15 protein-coding genes are annotated in these 15,558 nt (G+C 53.3%); 10 read left to right on the forward strand and 5 right to left on the reverse strand.

Annotated features, from left to right (window positions below; all coding sequences use genetic code 11):
* Nucleotides 1–161 precede the first annotated feature (161 nt).
* The 4 genes from Q4544_RS01560 (at nt 162) to gatB (ending at nt 5,357) form a co-directional block, all read left to right on the forward strand.
* On the forward strand, nt 162–1,466 hold the full coding sequence (locus Q4544_RS01560; RefSeq protein ID WP_303503505.1) for a hypothetical protein: 1,305 nt from the start codon (nt 162–164) through the stop codon (nt 1,464–1,466).
* A 355-nt stretch (nt 1,467–1,821) separates the two neighbouring features.
* Nucleotides 1,822–2,544, forward strand: coding sequence for a hypothetical protein (locus Q4544_RS01565; RefSeq protein WP_303503508.1), 723 nt, complete (start codon nt 1,822–1,824; stop codon nt 2,542–2,544).
* Nucleotides 2,545–2,645: 101 nt separating this feature from the next.
* Nucleotides 2,646–3,695, forward strand: a complete 1,050-nt coding sequence (locus Q4544_RS01570) for a surface lipoprotein assembly modifier (protein ID WP_303503511.1) — start codon at nt 2,646–2,648, stop codon at nt 3,693–3,695.
* A 150-nt stretch (nt 3,696–3,845) separates the two neighbouring features.
* Nucleotides 3,846–5,357: an Asp-tRNA(Asn)/Glu-tRNA(Gln) amidotransferase subunit GatB gene (gene gatB / locus Q4544_RS01575; RefSeq protein ID WP_303503513.1), complete on the forward strand. Its 1,512-nt coding sequence runs from the start codon at nt 3,846–3,848 to the stop codon at nt 5,355–5,357.
* Between the two features lie 52 nt (nt 5,358–5,409).
* On the opposite strand, the gene Q4544_RS01580 is transcribed toward gatB, so the two are convergent.
* Entirely contained in the window at nt 5,410–6,822 is a 1,413-nt protein-coding gene (locus tag Q4544_RS01580) for a deoxyribodipyrimidine photo-lyase (RefSeq protein WP_303503515.1), read from the reverse strand.
* A gap of 307 nt (nt 6,823–7,129) precedes the next feature.
* On the opposite strand from Q4544_RS01580, the gene Q4544_RS01585 reads away from it, so the two are divergent.
* The gene (locus tag Q4544_RS01585; RefSeq protein ID WP_303503517.1) at nt 7,130–7,624 is read left to right on the forward strand and encodes a DUF4177 domain-containing protein; all 495 of its coding nucleotides are present in this window, start codon (nt 7,130–7,132) and stop codon (nt 7,622–7,624) included.
* A gap of 3 nt (nt 7,625–7,627) precedes the next feature.
* Here the strand turns inward: Q4544_RS01585 and Q4544_RS01590 are convergent, their stop codons facing one another.
* Complete coding sequence (locus Q4544_RS01590) at nt 7,628–7,885, reverse strand: BolA family transcriptional regulator (RefSeq protein WP_303503519.1); 258 nt, start codon at nt 7,883–7,885, stop codon at nt 7,628–7,630.
* Nucleotides 7,886–7,957: 72 nt separating this feature from the next.
* Between Q4544_RS01590 and Q4544_RS01595 the strand changes: the two genes are divergently transcribed.
* Nucleotides 7,958–8,578, forward strand: a complete 621-nt coding sequence (locus Q4544_RS01595; protein ID WP_303503521.1) for a J domain-containing protein — start codon at nt 7,958–7,960, stop codon at nt 8,576–8,578.
* Nucleotides 8,579–8,625: 47 nt separating this feature from the next.
* Here Q4544_RS01595 and Q4544_RS01600 read toward each other — a convergent pair whose 3' ends face one another.
* From Q4544_RS01600 to msrB, 3 genes are read right to left on the reverse strand one after another with little or no spacing between them, the layout of a single operon-like run.
* A complete protein-coding gene (locus Q4544_RS01600; protein WP_303503523.1) occupies nt 8,626–9,006 on the reverse strand; it encodes a hypothetical protein in 381 nt (126 codons plus the stop codon).
* The gene (locus Q4544_RS01605) at nt 8,993–9,391 is read right to left on the reverse strand and encodes a hypothetical protein (RefSeq protein ID WP_303503527.1); all 399 of its coding nucleotides are present in this window, start codon (nt 9,389–9,391) and stop codon (nt 8,993–8,995) included. Before Q4544_RS01605 ends, Q4544_RS01600 begins: the two co-directional genes overlap by 14 nt.
* Nucleotides 9,360–9,833 carry a peptide-methionine (R)-S-oxide reductase MsrB gene (gene msrB, locus Q4544_RS01610; RefSeq protein ID WP_303503529.1) on the reverse strand — a complete coding sequence of 158 codons (474 nt, stop codon included), beginning with the start codon at nt 9,831–9,833 and terminating at the stop codon, nt 9,360–9,362. The genes Q4544_RS01605 and msrB overlap by 32 nt, the downstream gene beginning before the upstream one ends.
* A 313-nt stretch (nt 9,834–10,146) precedes the next feature.
* Here msrB and cobS point away from each other — a divergent pair, with 313 nt between their 5' ends.
* The 4 genes from cobS to Q4544_RS01630 all read left to right on the forward strand — a co-directional run bounded on the left by cobS (nt 10,147) and on the right by Q4544_RS01630 (nt 15,504).
* Nucleotides 10,147–11,133, forward strand: a complete 987-nt coding sequence (cobS, locus tag Q4544_RS01615) for a cobaltochelatase subunit CobS (protein WP_303503532.1) — start codon at nt 10,147–10,149, stop codon at nt 11,131–11,133.
* Between the two features lie 127 nt (nt 11,134–11,260).
* The gene (cobT, locus tag Q4544_RS01620) at nt 11,261–13,135 is read left to right on the forward strand and encodes a cobaltochelatase subunit CobT (RefSeq protein WP_303503534.1); all 1,875 of its coding nucleotides are present in this window, start codon (nt 11,261–11,263) and stop codon (nt 13,133–13,135) included.
* Nucleotides 13,136–13,301: 166 nt separating this feature from the next.
* On the forward strand, nt 13,302–15,098 hold the full coding sequence (locus tag Q4544_RS01625) for an aminopeptidase P family protein (protein ID WP_303503537.1): 1,797 nt from the start codon (nt 13,302–13,304) through the stop codon (nt 15,096–15,098).
* Nucleotides 15,099–15,159: 61 nt separating this feature from the next.
* The gene (locus Q4544_RS01630) at nt 15,160–15,504 is read left to right on the forward strand and encodes a DUF427 domain-containing protein (protein WP_303503538.1); all 345 of its coding nucleotides are present in this window, start codon (nt 15,160–15,162) and stop codon (nt 15,502–15,504) included.
* The last annotated feature ends 54 nt before the right edge of the window (nt 15,505–15,558 follow it).

The raw sequence follows: 15,558 nt of genomic DNA on the forward strand, positions 1-15,558 counted from the left end.
AACCCGTTTCGCAACAATAACGACGCTTCCCCTAGCATTACCAGAAACAACACCGACAATCGCCCCAATCCCCCTTGTAATGGTCTGGGTCATACCCCCAACGCGCCCCTTTCCCGCCCAATTTGGCGGCGACAAAGGCTCCACGAACTACGGAGCCCGCGATGAAATTCCAATTCCCCCTTCCGGTGTTGCAGAAGCCACGCCTACCAGAGCCACTAATGGCGATTGTGCGTAAGTTTTCTGCCCCCCGTGATGCGGCCCCATTGGCTTTTCTGCCGATCCATCAGCCCAGTAAGGCTGAATTGGTCGAACGCGTGAAAATCCCAGTAAACAACGCCTCCTTGCGCCTCAAAGGCGACAGCGAGATGCGCGAGCAGGGTCAATTCCTCGCCCGCCAAGAACGCTGGGACCGCCTCTCTGATCGCATTCGCGAGGCGGATCAAGCCCGCGAACGCACCAACCAAGGCACACCTGTCTCTGAATTGATGCTCTTTGGTGCCCGCGCCGATGTGGTCAGCGCCGGTGAACACGCGCTCTTGCACGGCAAACCTGCCCGCGATTCCAACTTCTTCGAAGGCATCGAAGATTTCGAAGAAGTGCTCACAGAATTCCCAGACGACTACGCCATCGCTCTGATCGTCGCCCATATGCACATCGACATCGGTTGGGCATGGCGCGGCACCGTCGCCGAGGCAGACCTTCACCACACAAACCGCGAAGCCTTTGTCGCCCATTTCGCCCGTGCCGAAGAAATCCTCGACCGGTTCAGCGCACACGAACTAAATTCACCCGCGCTTTCCGCCGCTCGCTGCGCCCTTCTACCCGGCATCGAACACCCCGGCGACCGCATTGCTGATGATTTCGAAGACCTGATCGACCTTGATCCGAAAAACCCGCGCCATATGCGCGCCCTCGGCACCTATATGCTGCCCCGCTGGTATGGTGATCACGCTGCACTTGATCTCCAAGCCCGCCGCACAGCCGCCCGCACTTATGACCTATGGGGCGCAGGTGCATACACATGGGTCTGGTTTGACGCGCTCCTAACGGACCCAACGGGCCTAGAACACCTAGACACTGACTATTTCCTAGACGGCGCATTCGATATCCTCGAACGTCGCCCCGACCAAGCCACAGCCAACCTGCTGGCCGCCCAAATCTATTGCGCATGGCAAGCCAGCCGCCAACACTACCGTGACACAGGGGCTGGCACCCAACAATCCGCCGCCCTACGCAAAGGCTTCGAACAAGTCATCCAAAACCACCTCCGCGAAGTCCACCCCCTCATCTGGGGCCACGCAGAACTTGGCTTTGACAACGGCGTGCGCAGCGTCTCAATCGAGCGCCTCGCCCAAAAAGGCCGCGACTTCGCCATGACCGCCGTCGCCCAACCTTTCATCAAAGGCCTAGAAGCCGGAACCACAATCCACTTCGGTCCAGACGGGATCACAGAAATTCAACCCTAACGGTTGCGGCGCAAGTCGGTACTGGAAATTTCCAAAGGCAGATGAATGCGGCAATACCCTCAATGGGTACCTGCCGCAAATCCCGCAATGGCACCGCGGCCCACCCTATTTAGCAAGCAGATGACAGAGTTTTGCCCACTCAACTTGCGCGCAGCCAAAGACCCATCACCAACAACTTCATGCACCATGTTGAGCAACCAATACCCGAGCTTTCAAAAAAAGCACTTCCTGCTCAAATATGAATTCCAATTTTAGCCCACTCAGTATAAAACACTCAAAAGCACCTAATTTCATTGATAAGTTTCTACACAACTCGATTTTAAAGAACTTACCAAATTTGTATTAAGGCCTAAAAATGATGTATCGTACTCCGCTTGTTGCGGCTGCTTGTTCCTTTATTGTAAGCGCTTGCGCGGCTCCAATTGATCCAGTCGCTGAAGAAATTGCGCGAGATCAGGCTCAGTACAACGCATTTGTCGATGCCCGGAGAGATGCAATAACTGTGGACCTCAACGTAGATACGAGCGCAAGCAGCTCAGATTTACTTTCAACAGCTCCCACCAACGATACAGCACAACTTAATGGCGCATACACGCTCAACGCAGACAGTGCAATTTCACCCCGCATTGAAGGGGAAATGCGCATGAATGTGAACTTTGGGAACAACACCGTTTCCGGTTCGCTGCATAACAATTACCACGATCCAGATCATATTGGCGAAAGCAGCGTCGTCGAACTTGACGGCAGTGTGGGTTTCTCTGGGAACATTGATATGGACCCATCCGGCGGATTTGTGGACAGCACCAACACCACACGCTGGCAAATGGAAGCCTCCGGCGCAGATACTCTGACTGACACGCCGGTTGGCGGCGACACCGCAACCATCTATCGGGTCGACATCGATATCAACGGTAACTTCTACGACACTTCCGCAGTAGGCAATCTCGCAGGCGTAGGCGAAGTTGGTGATCTAGCGTCAGCGGGTCAGATCGAGGGCAATCTCGATGTAACCTCCGCTGGCGACTCCACAATCTATGACATCACGTCTGGCAGCTATTTCGTTTACGAGCTGGAATAGGCCTCTCGGCTCTCCACCCTCTGATGTTTGCCATTTCCATAAAACGAGCGATCCAGCTCAGCGCCCTGTGCTTGTTCCTGACGCCAGTCACGGGACACGCTATGGAGCCTAAAATTGCACTGCAGCACGCTAAAATAGCCCAAACCGACGCACAGGCTGGCAAAACCAACCATGCCAAACTGCGCTATGAATGGCTACTGCTGAACGATACGGCAAATTCCAAACGGTCTACGTTCTACCAAAACGCAATTCGCACGCTGACATCAAAGAAACCCTTGTCCTTTGGGCTTTCCGCAGCCCTTCTTGCCTCTTCAAACGCAGGCCGCAGCAGTTCTGAAACGACCTTTCATACCGACCTAGGTGATTTCACAATCGGTGATCCCGATGCATCCAAAAGCGGCATCGGCCTACGGATCAACGCAACAGGCACCTATAAATACGCCTACGCCCCCGGCCGCGACCTGTCAGCCACAGCAAAACTTGGCACATCATTGCACGAGTCAGATTCGTTGCGCAGCTCCGACCAGACACTCACCCTAGCCCACCGCTGGCTCGTCCCAGGCGCGCGCTACACACTCTCTGTCGCGGGGCAACATACCAGCTATCCAACACTTCCGGGGCGTAGCGCCCCAGACAACAACTCCCTCAGCGCATCCCTAAATGCGTACCACGCCCTTCCCAAAAACCGCGCCCTCTCCTACGGAATTTCAGTTCGAGATCAAACGTATACGGAGCGTTCTTATTTAGACGGCGTCACAACCTCTCTAAATGCAGCCTACAGTTTCCCCATCAGCAATCGTGGAAACGTCACACTCATGGGCGGTGCCAGCACTGCAAACCTTCAAGCAGGGCATTTTTCCTATTCCGGCTTTGACCTTGGCCTGCGCTACAGTCACAAATCCAACAGCGGCTTTGACTGGTCACTGGGCTACCACGCCTCACAACGCGACTACGATGACATCTTCACAGCCCTATCCTATGCCCGCGCGGACAAATCCAATACAATCTCTATCGGCCTGTCCCACCGCGACATCCGCATCAAAGAGATGACGCCCTCCCTCAATTGCTTTGCAAAACGGCAATCCTCAAACGTGGCCCTATACACCTATGACACCTTTGATTGCTCCGTCTCTCTAAAACACGCCTTCTAAACCACGCCACCGAAACGGACGGCCAATTTCCCGCACAAAAACGCGCCGCCGATCCCATGACAAGCGCCTACATCCCGCAAGCCCTCTTGCCCCTGTCCGCGCCCTGCCCTAGAACCCCAAGAGTTCATAAATAAACCGGAGCGACGGCACATGCTGGACCTGACATATGAAACCCCAAAGCCCAAAGTCATCGCGGGCGCAAAACACGACTGGGAACTGGTCATCGGTCTTGAGGTACACGCTCAGGTCAGCTCGAATGCCAAGCTGTTTTCAGGCGCCTCCACCCAATTCGGCAACGAACCAAACGCAAACGTCTCCTTCGTTGACGCGGCCATGCCCGGCATGCTGCCAACCATCAACGAATACTGCGTGGAACAAGCCGTCCGCACCGGTCTGGCCCTGAACGCCGAAATCAACCTGTGGTCTGCGTTTGACCGCAAAAACTACTTCTATCCTGACCTGCCACAAGGCTATCAGATCTCCCAGCTGTACCACCCAATCGTGGGCGAAGGTGAGATCATCGTCGATATGGCACCGGGCATCGCCCGCAAGGTTGGCGTAGAACGTATCCACCTAGAACAAGACGCCGGCAAATCCGTGCACGACATGGATCCAAACATGTCCTTCGTGGACCTGAACCGCACAGGCGTCGCGCTGATGGAAATCGTCAGCCGTCCAGACATCCGTGGCCCAGAAGAGGCCGCAGCCTACGTCACCAAACTGCGCCAAATCCTGCGCTATTTGGGCACCTGCGATGGCAACATGCAAAACGGCAACATGCGCGCAGACGTCAACGTCTCGATCTGCCGTCCAGGCCAATACGAGAAATACCAAGAAACCGGCGATTTCTCCCATCTCGGCACCCGTTGCGAAATCAAAAACATGAACTCCATGCGGTTCATCCAAATGGCCATCGAATACGAAGCGCGTCGTCAGATCGCCATCGTTGAAGGCGGCGGAAAAGTCGATCAGGAAACCCGCCTCTATGATGCGGATAAAAACGAAACCCGTTCGATGCGCTCTAAAGAAGAAGCGCATGATTACCGGTATTTCCCTGATCCAGACCTGCTGCCACTAGAAATCGAACAAGCCTGGGTCGATGACATCAAATCCACCCTGCCAGAGCTTCCAGACGAGAAAAAATCGCGTTTCGTCAATGACTTCGGCCTATCCGAATATGACGCATCCGTTCTCACAGCAGAATCCGAAAACGCTGTCTTCTTTGAAGAAGTCGCAAATGGCCGCAACGGCAAGCTGGCTGCAAACTGGGTTATCAACGAACTCTTTGGTCGCTTGAAAAAAGACGACAAAGGCATCAGCGACAGCCCAATCTCCCCTGCTCAACTGGGCGGCGTGATTGATCTGATCAGCTCCGATGCGATCTCTGGCAAAATCGCCAAAGACCTGTTTGAAATCGTCTACACCGAAGGCGGCGACCCAGCGCAGATCGTCGAAGACCGCGGCATGAAGCAGGTCACCGACACCGGCGCAATCGAAGCGGCACTGGACGAAATCATCGCAGCCAACCCGGCACAGGTCGAAAAAGCCCAGCAGAACCCAAAACTGGCGGGCTGGTTTGTGGGTCAGGTCATGAAAGCCACCGGCGGCAAGGCCAACCCAAAGGCAGTCAACCAACTGGTTGCACAAAAGCTAAAAGGCTAAGCCTCGGAAGAATAATAGAAAACGGGCGGGGATTTCCCCGCCCTTTTTTGTTTTACCGCTGACTATAAGCCGCCAAAGCCCGCTGCCGCCCCTCGGCCAAAGACAACATTGGCTCTGGATACAATGCAGTCGGCGACAGCCCCCAAGACCTTGGACAGGCTTCAAAAAACGCCAATGCCGCCTCGGATTTCACCAATCCAGCCTCTGCCAGATATTCAGCAATATAGGCCCCATCACGATCAAACTTTTTCGCCTGTGTCTCTGGATTGAACACCCGAAAATACGGCGAGGCATCCGGCCCGCATCCAGCAACCCATTGCCACCCCATCGCATTGGCGGCCGGGTCCCAATCAATCAAACACTCTTCAAACCACCGCTGACCAATGCGCCAATGCTTCAGCATGTTCTTCGTCAGATAAGACCCCACAATCATCCGCGCCCGATTGTGCATAATGCCCGTCACATACAGCTCGCGCATCGCCGCATCGACAAACGGCACACCCGTGCGCCCCTGCTTCCAACGCAAAACATCTGCGTCATCCTCAACGGACCAGGCAAAGCGATCCCATTCCGGCCGCCAATTATCCGTCACGATATGCGGCGTATGAAACACCAAATGATACGCAAACTCGCGCCAGACCAGCTCTTTTAGGAAATGCTCGGCCCCAGCAGCCCCTTCAGCAAGCGCACGCTGACCTGCATGCCAAATCACACGCGGGCTGATTTCCCCCCAGGCCAGATGTTCAGACAGACCAGAGGTCGCAGGCAAAGACGGAAAATCGCGGTCTTCTTTATAGGTGGCAACCGCCTGATCCAAAAACCGATCCAACCGCGCTTGTGCTGCCTCTTCACCAATCTGCGCATACCGCGCCAAAACTGCCGCGCCCCGGTTCATAGCGCGCGCCAACTCCAAATCCGCCAGATCATCGCTCGCAGGCCAAACAGGCGGAGCGACCCAAGATGTGGGCGCGGGCAAAGGCGCATCAACATGGCGATCCTTCACGCACCGCCAATAGGCGCTGTAGACTTTGTAAAACCCGCCCTGTTGCGTCGCCACATCCCAAGGCTCAAACATCACAGCACCCTGAATGCTCTTGGCTCCATAGCCCGCCTCGGTCAAAGCGGCCTTTACGGCCGTGTCCCGCGTAACCGCATCTGGATCATAGGCACGCGTCCACCAAACATCTGTCGCCCCGACCTCTTCGGCGAGTTCCAACAGCACCGTCTGCGCGGTCCCACGCCGCAAAATCAGCCGCGCGCCAAGCGCCTCTAGCTGTTTCGCAAAACAGGCGATGGATTGTTCCAACCGCCACTTTGGCGCAGCACCAAAGGTTTCAACAACCTCATCAAGAATGAACACCGGTATAACCGCCCGTCCGGTCGCGCAGGCAGCATGCAACATCGGATGATCCTGCAACCGAAAATCGCGGCGCAGCCAAATCAAAATCGGGGATGTGTCAGTCATTCATTTTCCAAAAAATTGGGTCTGTTCTATGTACGTCAAAATCACGTCTTTGGTTCATAAAAATCGTAGAAAAAGGAATCGTACGTTTCAGTGCGGGAACCGTACGAATTTCCAGATTTATCGAAATACCATAGACCGGGCGTTGCATAAGCAACGCTCGCAGAAACGCGAATTGCCCCAGCGTGATCAAGAGCAGAGTCTTTTCGGCAACAATTCAACATAACTAAGTTATCCACAGGTCAAACACCCCAGACAGCCACAGCGAAATTCGTTAAGATAACCGCAAAAAGACAGGCAGGTTTATCTAATGAACCATTATGAATACAAAGTTGTCCCAGCTCCGGCCAAGGGACGCAAAGCAAGTGGCGTGCGCAAACCAGAAGACAAATTTGCCTTTGCCCTTCAAGAGGTTATGAACGAATACGCAACCGACGGCTGGGAATTTCTGCGCAGTGAAACCCTTCCCAGCGAAGAACGCTCCGGGTTAACAAAGACCATCACGTCCTACCGCAGCATCCTCGTCTTTCGTCGTGGTGTTAACGTTTCTGTGGCCGAACCCCTGCTCGAAACCGTAGAACCAAAGCCCGCAAAAATCTTACCAACGCGCGTTTCACGGCCCCAAAAGCCCAAAATAGCCCCCGCTCCGACGGAACCCGCCCCACAACAAGCCGCGCAAACCGAAAACGACTTCTTCGAAGACACCGATTTAATCCCCCACGCGTCAAATCCAGACAGCCTTCCAGCCGCTCTAAGGCTCAGAGCGCGCAGTCAGGGCACAAAAAAGAACCTCGCAGCTGAGTAAACCTTAGCTGTCGATGTCCAAAGCCAGCGCGTGGATACGGCCAACCAAGTCTTTCCCTAATGCAGTGTGAACTGCACGATGACGCGCAATTCTTGACATATTATCAAAGTCTTGCGCGCGAATTCTCACGTTAAAATGGCTCTCGCCACCCTCTTGGAATCCCGCATGACCACGATGGCTTTCACTGTCATCAACAACATCAAGCTCCCGGGGCGTAAAGGCAGCGGACAACCGCTCATATATTTCGTCTTTAACGCGCATTTTTTTCACATGCCCCCTTCAATCTGGCCACCAATAGAATAAACTCTCTTCTCCGAGTCGAAAAGGTGAGCCATGCCAAAATCAGATCCATTTGGTTTCGATATGTCAGTTTCTTCTGCAAAGAAGAAGAACCCACGCGGTCGCCGTGGGATGACAGGCGAATCCGCAACCTCTACGCGCGTTTGCGAAATGGACGGTTGTGAAGAGGCCGGAAAGTTCCGCGCCCCTAAGGCCCCGGATGTATTGGATGAATTCCGCTGGTTCTGCAAAGACCACGTACGCGAATACAATGCGAAATGGAGCTTCTTCGACGGAAAAACCGAAGCGGAAACCAACGCCCAAAAATCCAAAGACAAGGTCTGGGAACGCGAAACCAAACGCATCGACGACCCAGAAGCCCGCGCATGGGCCCGTCTTGGCATCGAGGACCCGCATCAAGTGCTTGGCGGCAATGCCACCCAAAACCCTGGCCGCAACGCTGTAGGCCGCCGCCTACCGCCCACAGAACGCCGTGCCGTTGATATTCTAGAAGTCGATGATCGCGCGACCAAAGCCGAAATTCGTAAGGCTTACAAAAAGCTCATCAAAGTTCTGCACCCCGATATGAACGGTGGTGACCGTAGCCAAGAAGAGCAGCTTCAAGAAGTTGTCTGGGCTTGGGAACAGATCAAAGACAGCAGCAGCTTCAAATAAGCTATTGTTATTGTTGAAAATACGGGTCGCCTCTTTGGCGGCCTTTTTCATGTCACGTCCGGTCTGAGCGCCACTGTTTTCGCAAGATCCGATGCCAACAACTCTTTGGAAAAGAGACCACTCAAGTAACGTGCCTCCAAAAGATCAGCATTACTATCCAAGAATGTTTCCGCATCCTTAAACTCAGTCATCGCGCATCTCTCTGCGATCACACTCATAAAGGCATGGGTTACTGTGGCATTAAACTTTTCAGGAACACCCGCAGTCTGGGTGACCTGCTGCAATCCACGCGCAACCCTATGAGATGCTTCGAAAAAATCGAATTTCTTTAATGCTTCAAAGGCAACACCCAAGTGATCTTTATGTGAAAAAGATCTGGGATCCAACGATCCATCCTCAAGCGCCTTTAATGTCTCAATGTAATTCATCGGCCTCACCCTCTGAAAGGCCATGCGCATCAGCCGCTGTGAGATCCAAGTCATAGACATCTTTCAACTTGGCAATTGTCCCTATTGTCTCCGCTGAAAAAGGTGCTTTACCCTCAAACGCATGAAGAATGACCCCTTCCATCAGTTCCGCGACTGACATCTCAAGCTTCTCCGCTAACCCTTTGAGAACTTTCAACATGTTCTTCTCCAAACGAAGGCCCGTTTGGACGCGTTCAATCTTCTTCATTACACCACCCACAACATCTAGGTACCAAGGTATGACAATAACAGAAAAACTTGCAACAAAAAAGGCGCTGATCAAACAGCGCCTTAAAAACTCACTTTCCGTGGAATTAAGCTGACTTAAAAACCAAGGATACGCCATTAATACAATGCCGTTTGCCAGTAGGCTTAGGGCCATCATCAAAGATATGCCCCAAATGACTACCACACCGTCGGCAATGGGCCTCGGTGTAAACACGCAGCTTAATGCGATCAGGTTTGGTACCGATAGACTTTGGCAACGCTTTGTAAAAGCTCGGCCATCCGGTCCCACTGTCGAATTTATGCTTAGAAGAATAGAGCTTTAGGTCACACCCGCGGCAATGGTAATTCCCAGCGTCCCAAGTCTTATCTAAGGGCGATGAAAACGGGCGCTCTGTTCCGTCTTTCCGCATCACTTTGAATTGCAAAGGTGTCAGCATCGACCGCCATTCATCATCCGTCCGCGTTATCTCGAAAGCTCCAGATGCCAAGGACTGCGTTGCCGCCCAACTACCAAAGATTGAAAAAGCAGCAGTGCCCAAAAGTGCTTCGCGACGGTTCATATGATACGGTCCCCAAAAATCAATATGCCCGCATCATCTGAACTGACTTCAACTTTAGCAATGCACCCTTAGTCACATCCCTGTGACACAGTATCGGAGTCATTACACAAATCACATAAATTGAGACATTTGGTCTCGATTTATGTGGTCAATGTAATTATAGACAGATGCGAAACGGGGACTTCCCCATAAAAATCCGCACCATTTACAGGGAATATGGCGCTTTTACCCTTTCCCTCGCGCCACCCGGCGATATGTTGCAACCAAATGCATGAATGACGCGGCTCAGGCCGATTTTAGAAGGACCAGGGACATGGCTGACGGCATGATCGATATCAACGCAAAACCGACCGAGGATATTTCGGTACGCGACGTGTTCGGGATCGACACAGATATGGTGGTCAAAGGCTTCGCCGAAAAGACTGACCGCGTACCAGCAACGGACCCAACATATAAGTTTGATCCAGACACAACATTGGCAATTCTCGCAGGCTTCAGCCACAACCGCCGCGTGATGATCCAGGGTTACCACGGTACAGGTAAGTCCACACATATCGAACAAGTTGCGGCCCGTCTGAACTGGCCCTCTGTGCGTGTAAACCTAGATAGCCACATCTCGCGGATCGACTTGATTGGTAAAGACGCGATCAAACTGCGCGATGGCAAACAGGTTACTGAATTCCACGAAGGCATCCTGCCTTGGGCGCTGCGCAACCCTGTTGCGATTGTGTTTGATGAATATGATGCCGGCCGCGCAGACGTTATGTTCGTGATCCAACGTGTTCTTGAACACGACGGTAAGCTGACGCTGCTGGATCAAAACGAAATCATCACACCGCATCCATTCTTCCGCCTGTTTGCGACTGCAAACACCGTTGGCTTGGGTGACACCACTGGTCTCTACCACGGCACACAGCAAATCAACCAAGCGCAGATGGACCGTTGGTCTTTGGTCAGCACGTTGAACTATCTGTCGATTGATGCAGAAACCAACATCGTTCTGTCAAAAGCACCGCATTACAACACGGAAGCTGGCCGCAAGCAGATCAAACAGATGGTAACCGTCGCTGACCTTACCCGGACTGCATTCATGAACGGCGACTTGTCGACTGTTATGTCTCCGCGGACAGTGATCAACTGGGCCCAAAACTCAGAGATTTTCCGTGATGTGGGTTATGCATTCCGTCTGAGCTTCCTTAACAAATGTGATGAACTTGAGCGCCAAACGGTTGCCGAATTCTATCAGCGTTTGTTTGATGAAGAGCTGCCAGAAAGCGCTGCAAGCATGAGCTTGGGCTAATTGATCCAGCGCCATTCATATGGCTCTTGCATGACCTTTGATTTCAAAGGTCGTTATATGTCTGGGAAACCAGCGCCCTTGGCGCATTTTCCAGGCATGTTTGGAATGACTGAACAAGGTAGATCGCATGTCAAAGCCAACTGACAACCCGGCCGATCCGTTCAAAAAGGCCCTTGCTGAGGCCACGAAGGTCATGGCCCATGACCCTGATTTAGCCGTGACGTATACGGTCGATCCGTCAGGGTTATCAGGCGATCAAATGCGCCTGCCGCAGATCAGCCGCCGTATGACGCGCGACGAGGTTATGTTGGCGCGCGGGACTGCGGACTCGCTGGCTCTGCACCGCCGCTACCACAATGACTCGACCTTTGCGAAATATGCGCCCCCCACAGGGATGGCGCGTCAGTTGTTTGAATCCATGGAAATTGCGCGCTGCGAAGCGATGGGCGCGCGTGATATGCCGGGAACCGCCGTCAACATTGACGCAAAAATCGAAAACGAAGCGCTTGGTCGTAGCTTTGATAAGATCACGGCCGCTTCTGATGCGCCGCTGGAAATGGCTGCGAACTACTTGCTGCGTCATCTGGCGACTGGCCGAGAGCTACCGCCGGCCGCTGCCAATGTCATGAACCTATGGCGTGGTTTTATTGAGCAGAACGCAGGCGATACGCTTGAAAACCTGCAGGACATGCTTTCGGACCAATCAAAGTTCGCAAAGTTCGCGCGCCAAATCATTGATGAACTTGGCTACGGCGATCAGCTGGGCGATGACCCTGATGACATGGACGAGGATCAACAGGACGAAGCCGAACAGCAAGACGACGAGGAGTCCGATCCAGATTCCACAGGTCAGGACGACAGCGAACAAGACGAAAGCGACGCAACACCCGAGTCTTCGCAAGAAGAGCAACAAGACAGCTCTGAAGCACAGGTTTCGATGGATGACATGTCTGACGAAGAGATGTCAGAAGACGTCGATATGCCGGACGGCGAAGCTCCGCTTGAGCCGCCTGCCCCACAACCGATTTCGGATGCAGACCCGGACTATCTGGTATTCAACACCGAATTTGATGAAGAAATCCGTGCGGAGGATTTGGCTGAGACTGCGGAGCTAGAGCGCCTGCGCGCTTATTTGGATCAGCAGCTTGAGCCGCTCAAAGGGGCAGTTAGCCGCCTTGCCAACAAGCTACAGCGTCGTCTGCAAGCGCAGCAGAACCGCAGCTGGGAATTTGACCTAGAAGAAGGCACGCTCGATGCTGGTCGTCTGGCGCGGGTTGTGGCCAACCCAACGACGCCGTTGTCATTCAAAGTTGAAAAAGACACGGAGTTCCGCGACACGGTGGTAACCCTGCTGTTGGACAACTCTGGCTCTATGCGTGGTCGTCCAATTTCAATTGCCGCGATTTGCGCCGATGTTTTGGCCCGTACCCTTGAGCGTTGCAATGTTAAGGTCGAAATCCTTGGCTTTACGACGCGCGCTTGGAAAGGTGGCCAATCTCGGGAGCAATGGTTGAACGACGGCCGCCCACAGCAGCCTGGTCGCCTGAATGACCTGCGTCACATCATCTACAAGTCCGCAGACGCCCCATGGCGTCGGACGCGCCCAAATTTGGGCTTGATGATGAAAGAAGGCTTACTGAAAGAAAACATCGACGGCGAAGCGCTGGAATGGGCGCACAAGCGTATGGTTGCCCGTCATGAGGCGCGTAAAATCCTGATGGTGATTTCAGACGGTGCACCGGTGGACGACTCCACATTGTCGGTGAACCCGGCGAACTACCTGGAAAAACACCTGCGGGACGTTATCGAGATGGTTGAAAAGCGCCGTCAGGTGGAATTGCTTGCGATTGGCATCGGCCACGATGTGACACGTTATTATGAACGTGCTGTCACCATTACCGATGTGGAACAACTAGCAGGCGCGATGACAGAACAGCTTGCTAGCCTATTTGACACCGACCCACGCGCCCGCGCGCGCGTTATGGGCATGCGCAACGGTTAACTTCCAAATGGCGGGTCAATTGGCCCGCCTTTTTCAACGCTCAATGCGCACTACTTGATCAGCAGCATTATTCGCAACGACATGTTTCTTGCACATGCGTTTCTGCCTATAGACCTGCGGGCAGCTTGCGATTACCACTTTGCAAATGAATGTTTGAGGGGCTTCGATGTTTCAGTCATTTGATACCACATCCAATCCAGCACAGGGACCAGCGCGCTTAAAGGCTCTGCGTGCCGCAATGAATGAGGCCTCGGTCGATGGATTTCTCGTGCCACGCGCGGATGCACATCAGGGCGAATATGTCGCCCCTCATGACGACCGCTTGATATGGCTCACAGGGTTTTCTGGCTCCGCTGGATTTTGCTGCGCTTTGAAAGAGACCGCCGGGCTATTCGTAGATGGCCGCTATCGCATTCAAGCAAAACAACAAGTCGCCGATGATTTCACAATTGTGCATTGGCCCGAAGTCTCTTTGGCCGCTTGGCTGAAAGAGACAGGCATCACAGGGACTATTGGTTTTGACCCTTGGCTGCACACCGCGCGTGAAATCGAACGCCTAGAGATCGAGCTGGCAAACAGCGGTATCTCGTTGCAACCCATCCACAATCTTGTTGATGCAATTTGGGCAGATCAACCAGCACCGCCAACCGCCAAGGTTCTGCCCTATCCAGAAGAGCTTGCAGGCGAGCACCATGCGGACAAAATGGTTCGCTTGGCCGCCGATCTTCGCGGAAAAGGCCAAAGCGCCGCCGTTATCACGCTGCCAGATAGCTTGTGTTGGTTGCTGAACATTCGCGGTACCGACATTAGCCGGAATCCGGTTGCCCAAGGCTTTGCAATTTTGCACAACGATGCGCGCGTTGATCTCTTCATGGCACGTGAAAAATTAACGGATGCACATGACCATTTAGGCGACAAAGTTACTTGCCACGAGCCGAATGAGTTGATGCCAATGCTTGCAGCCCTCACCGGCGTTGTGCGCTTAGATAAGGGCAGCGTACCGCTTGCAATCGCCTCTGTCCTCGCGGCAAGCGGCTTAGACATTGCCTATGACCAAGATCCCTGTGCGCTCCCTAAAGCATGTAAAAACGCGCAGGAAATCGCAGGTACGACCGAAGCGCATCTGCGAGATGGTGCCGCGGTTTGTAATTTCTTGGCATGGTTTGACGAAAACGCTGAACAGCACATCACCGAAATCGACGTTGCGACACAGCTAGAAAATTGTCGGCGCGATACTGGTCTGCTGCGCGACATCAGTTTTGACACCATTGCGGGTGCGGGTCCGAATGGCGCGGTTATCCATTATCGCGTGACGCACGACACAAACCGGACATTGCAGTCTGGTGAAATCATGGTGGTGGACAGCGGCGGCCAATATTTGGACGGCACCACCGACATCACAAGAACATTGCCAATTGGCAATATCGGAAAAAAAGAAAGCCACGCCTTTACCTTAGTCCTAAAAGGCATGATTGCCGTATCGCAACTCCGCTGGCCTGCTGGTCTGGCGGGGCGTGATCTTGAGGCGATGGGCCGCGTGCCTTTGTGGCAAGCTGGCATGGACTTTGATCACGGGTTGGGTCACGGCGTGGGTACATACCTTTGCGTTCATGAGGGTCCGCAAAGATTGAGCAAAATCAGTGACGTCCCACTTATGCCCGGCATGATCCTATCCAATGAACCAGGCTACTACCGCGAAGGTGCATTTGGGATTCGCATTGAAAATTTGGTTGTGGTAGAGCATGCACCATCACTGGAAGGTGGTGACAGCCACAGGGACATGCTTCAATTTCGCACCCTGACATATGCACCGATTGATCGGCGCCTTATTGTCACCGATTTGCTGACCGCAGAAGAGCGGGATTGGCTAAATACCTACCATCAGGAGTGTTTTGATCATCTGAGCCCAAGGGTGGGATCAGAGACGCGGCGTTGGTTGTCCGAAGTGACAAAACCGCTGTGACATAATCCTGTAACATGTTCGCTGTCTTAGGGATGGCAACACGACGATACGAGGAAAGAAAATGACGAGCTATATTACTATTCGCAGGGCGCCAGGAAAATGGTCTGTTCGTGCTGGTGGCGCTGTATTGGGTGAAACCGAAAATGCACTTGAATTAACTGAAGGCGATTACCCTGCTGTCATTTACTTCCCTCGAGAAGACATTGCGACGGCTTTCCTTGACGACAGTGACTATACAACGCACTGCCCCCACAAAGGGGATGCAACGTATTTCTCTATCGTCACGAAAAGCAAAACCCTAAAAAACGCTGTTTGGAGCTATGAAGCTCCAAAGGAAGAGGTTGCCCGGATCAAGGGGTACCTTGCTTTCACCAGCAATGAAGGTGTCGCCGTAGAGCAATTATAAGCTGAAGTCACTTACGCGCAGAAAGGGCCAAGGGGCCCTTTTTTCTTTTCTAGG

The sequence above is a fragment of the Cognatishimia sp. 1_MG-2023 genome, assembly GCF_030548175.1.
In the GTDB taxonomy this organism is placed as follows: Bacteria; Pseudomonadota; Alphaproteobacteria; order Rhodobacterales; family Rhodobacteraceae; genus Cognatishimia.

Coding starts and splice junctions, on each gene's coding strand:
- Q4544_RS01560 (WP_303503505.1), top strand. CDS start 162: ATGAAATTCCAATTCCCCCTTCCGGTGTTGCAGAAGCCACGCCTACCA.
- Q4544_RS01565 (WP_303503508.1), top strand. CDS start 1,822: ATGATGTATCGTACTCCGCTTGTTGCGGCTGCTTGTTCCTTTATTGTA.
- Q4544_RS01570 (WP_303503511.1), top strand. CDS start 2,646: ATGGAGCCTAAAATTGCACTGCAGCACGCTAAAATAGCCCAAACCGAC.
- gatB (WP_303503513.1), top strand. CDS start 3,846: ATGCTGGACCTGACATATGAAACCCCAAAGCCCAAAGTCATCGCGGGC.
- Q4544_RS01580 (WP_303503515.1), bottom strand. CDS start 6,822: ATGACTGACACATCCCCGATTTTGATTTGGCTGCGCCGCGATTTTCGG.
- Q4544_RS01585 (WP_303503517.1), top strand. CDS start 7,130: ATGAACCATTATGAATACAAAGTTGTCCCAGCTCCGGCCAAGGGACGC.
- Q4544_RS01590 (WP_303503519.1), bottom strand. CDS start 7,885: ATGCGCGTTAAAGACGAAATATATGAGCGGTTGTCCGCTGCCTTTACG.
- Q4544_RS01595 (WP_303503521.1), top strand. CDS start 7,958: ATGCCAAAATCAGATCCATTTGGTTTCGATATGTCAGTTTCTTCTGCA.
- Q4544_RS01600 (WP_303503523.1), bottom strand. CDS start 9,006: ATGAATTACATTGAGACATTAAAGGCGCTTGAGGATGGATCGTTGGAT.
- Q4544_RS01605 (WP_303503527.1), bottom strand. CDS start 9,391: ATGGCGTATCCTTGGTTTTTAAGTCAGCTTAATTCCACGGAAAGTGAG.
- msrB (WP_303503529.1), bottom strand. CDS start 9,833: ATGAACCGTCGCGAAGCACTTTTGGGCACTGCTGCTTTTTCAATCTTT.
- cobS (WP_303503532.1), top strand. CDS start 10,147: ATGGCTGACGGCATGATCGATATCAACGCAAAACCGACCGAGGATATT.
- cobT (WP_303503534.1), top strand. CDS start 11,261: ATGTCAAAGCCAACTGACAACCCGGCCGATCCGTTCAAAAAGGCCCTT.
- Q4544_RS01625 (WP_303503537.1), top strand. CDS start 13,302: ATGTTTCAGTCATTTGATACCACATCCAATCCAGCACAGGGACCAGCG.
- Q4544_RS01630 (WP_303503538.1), top strand. CDS start 15,160: ATGACGAGCTATATTACTATTCGCAGGGCGCCAGGAAAATGGTCTGTT.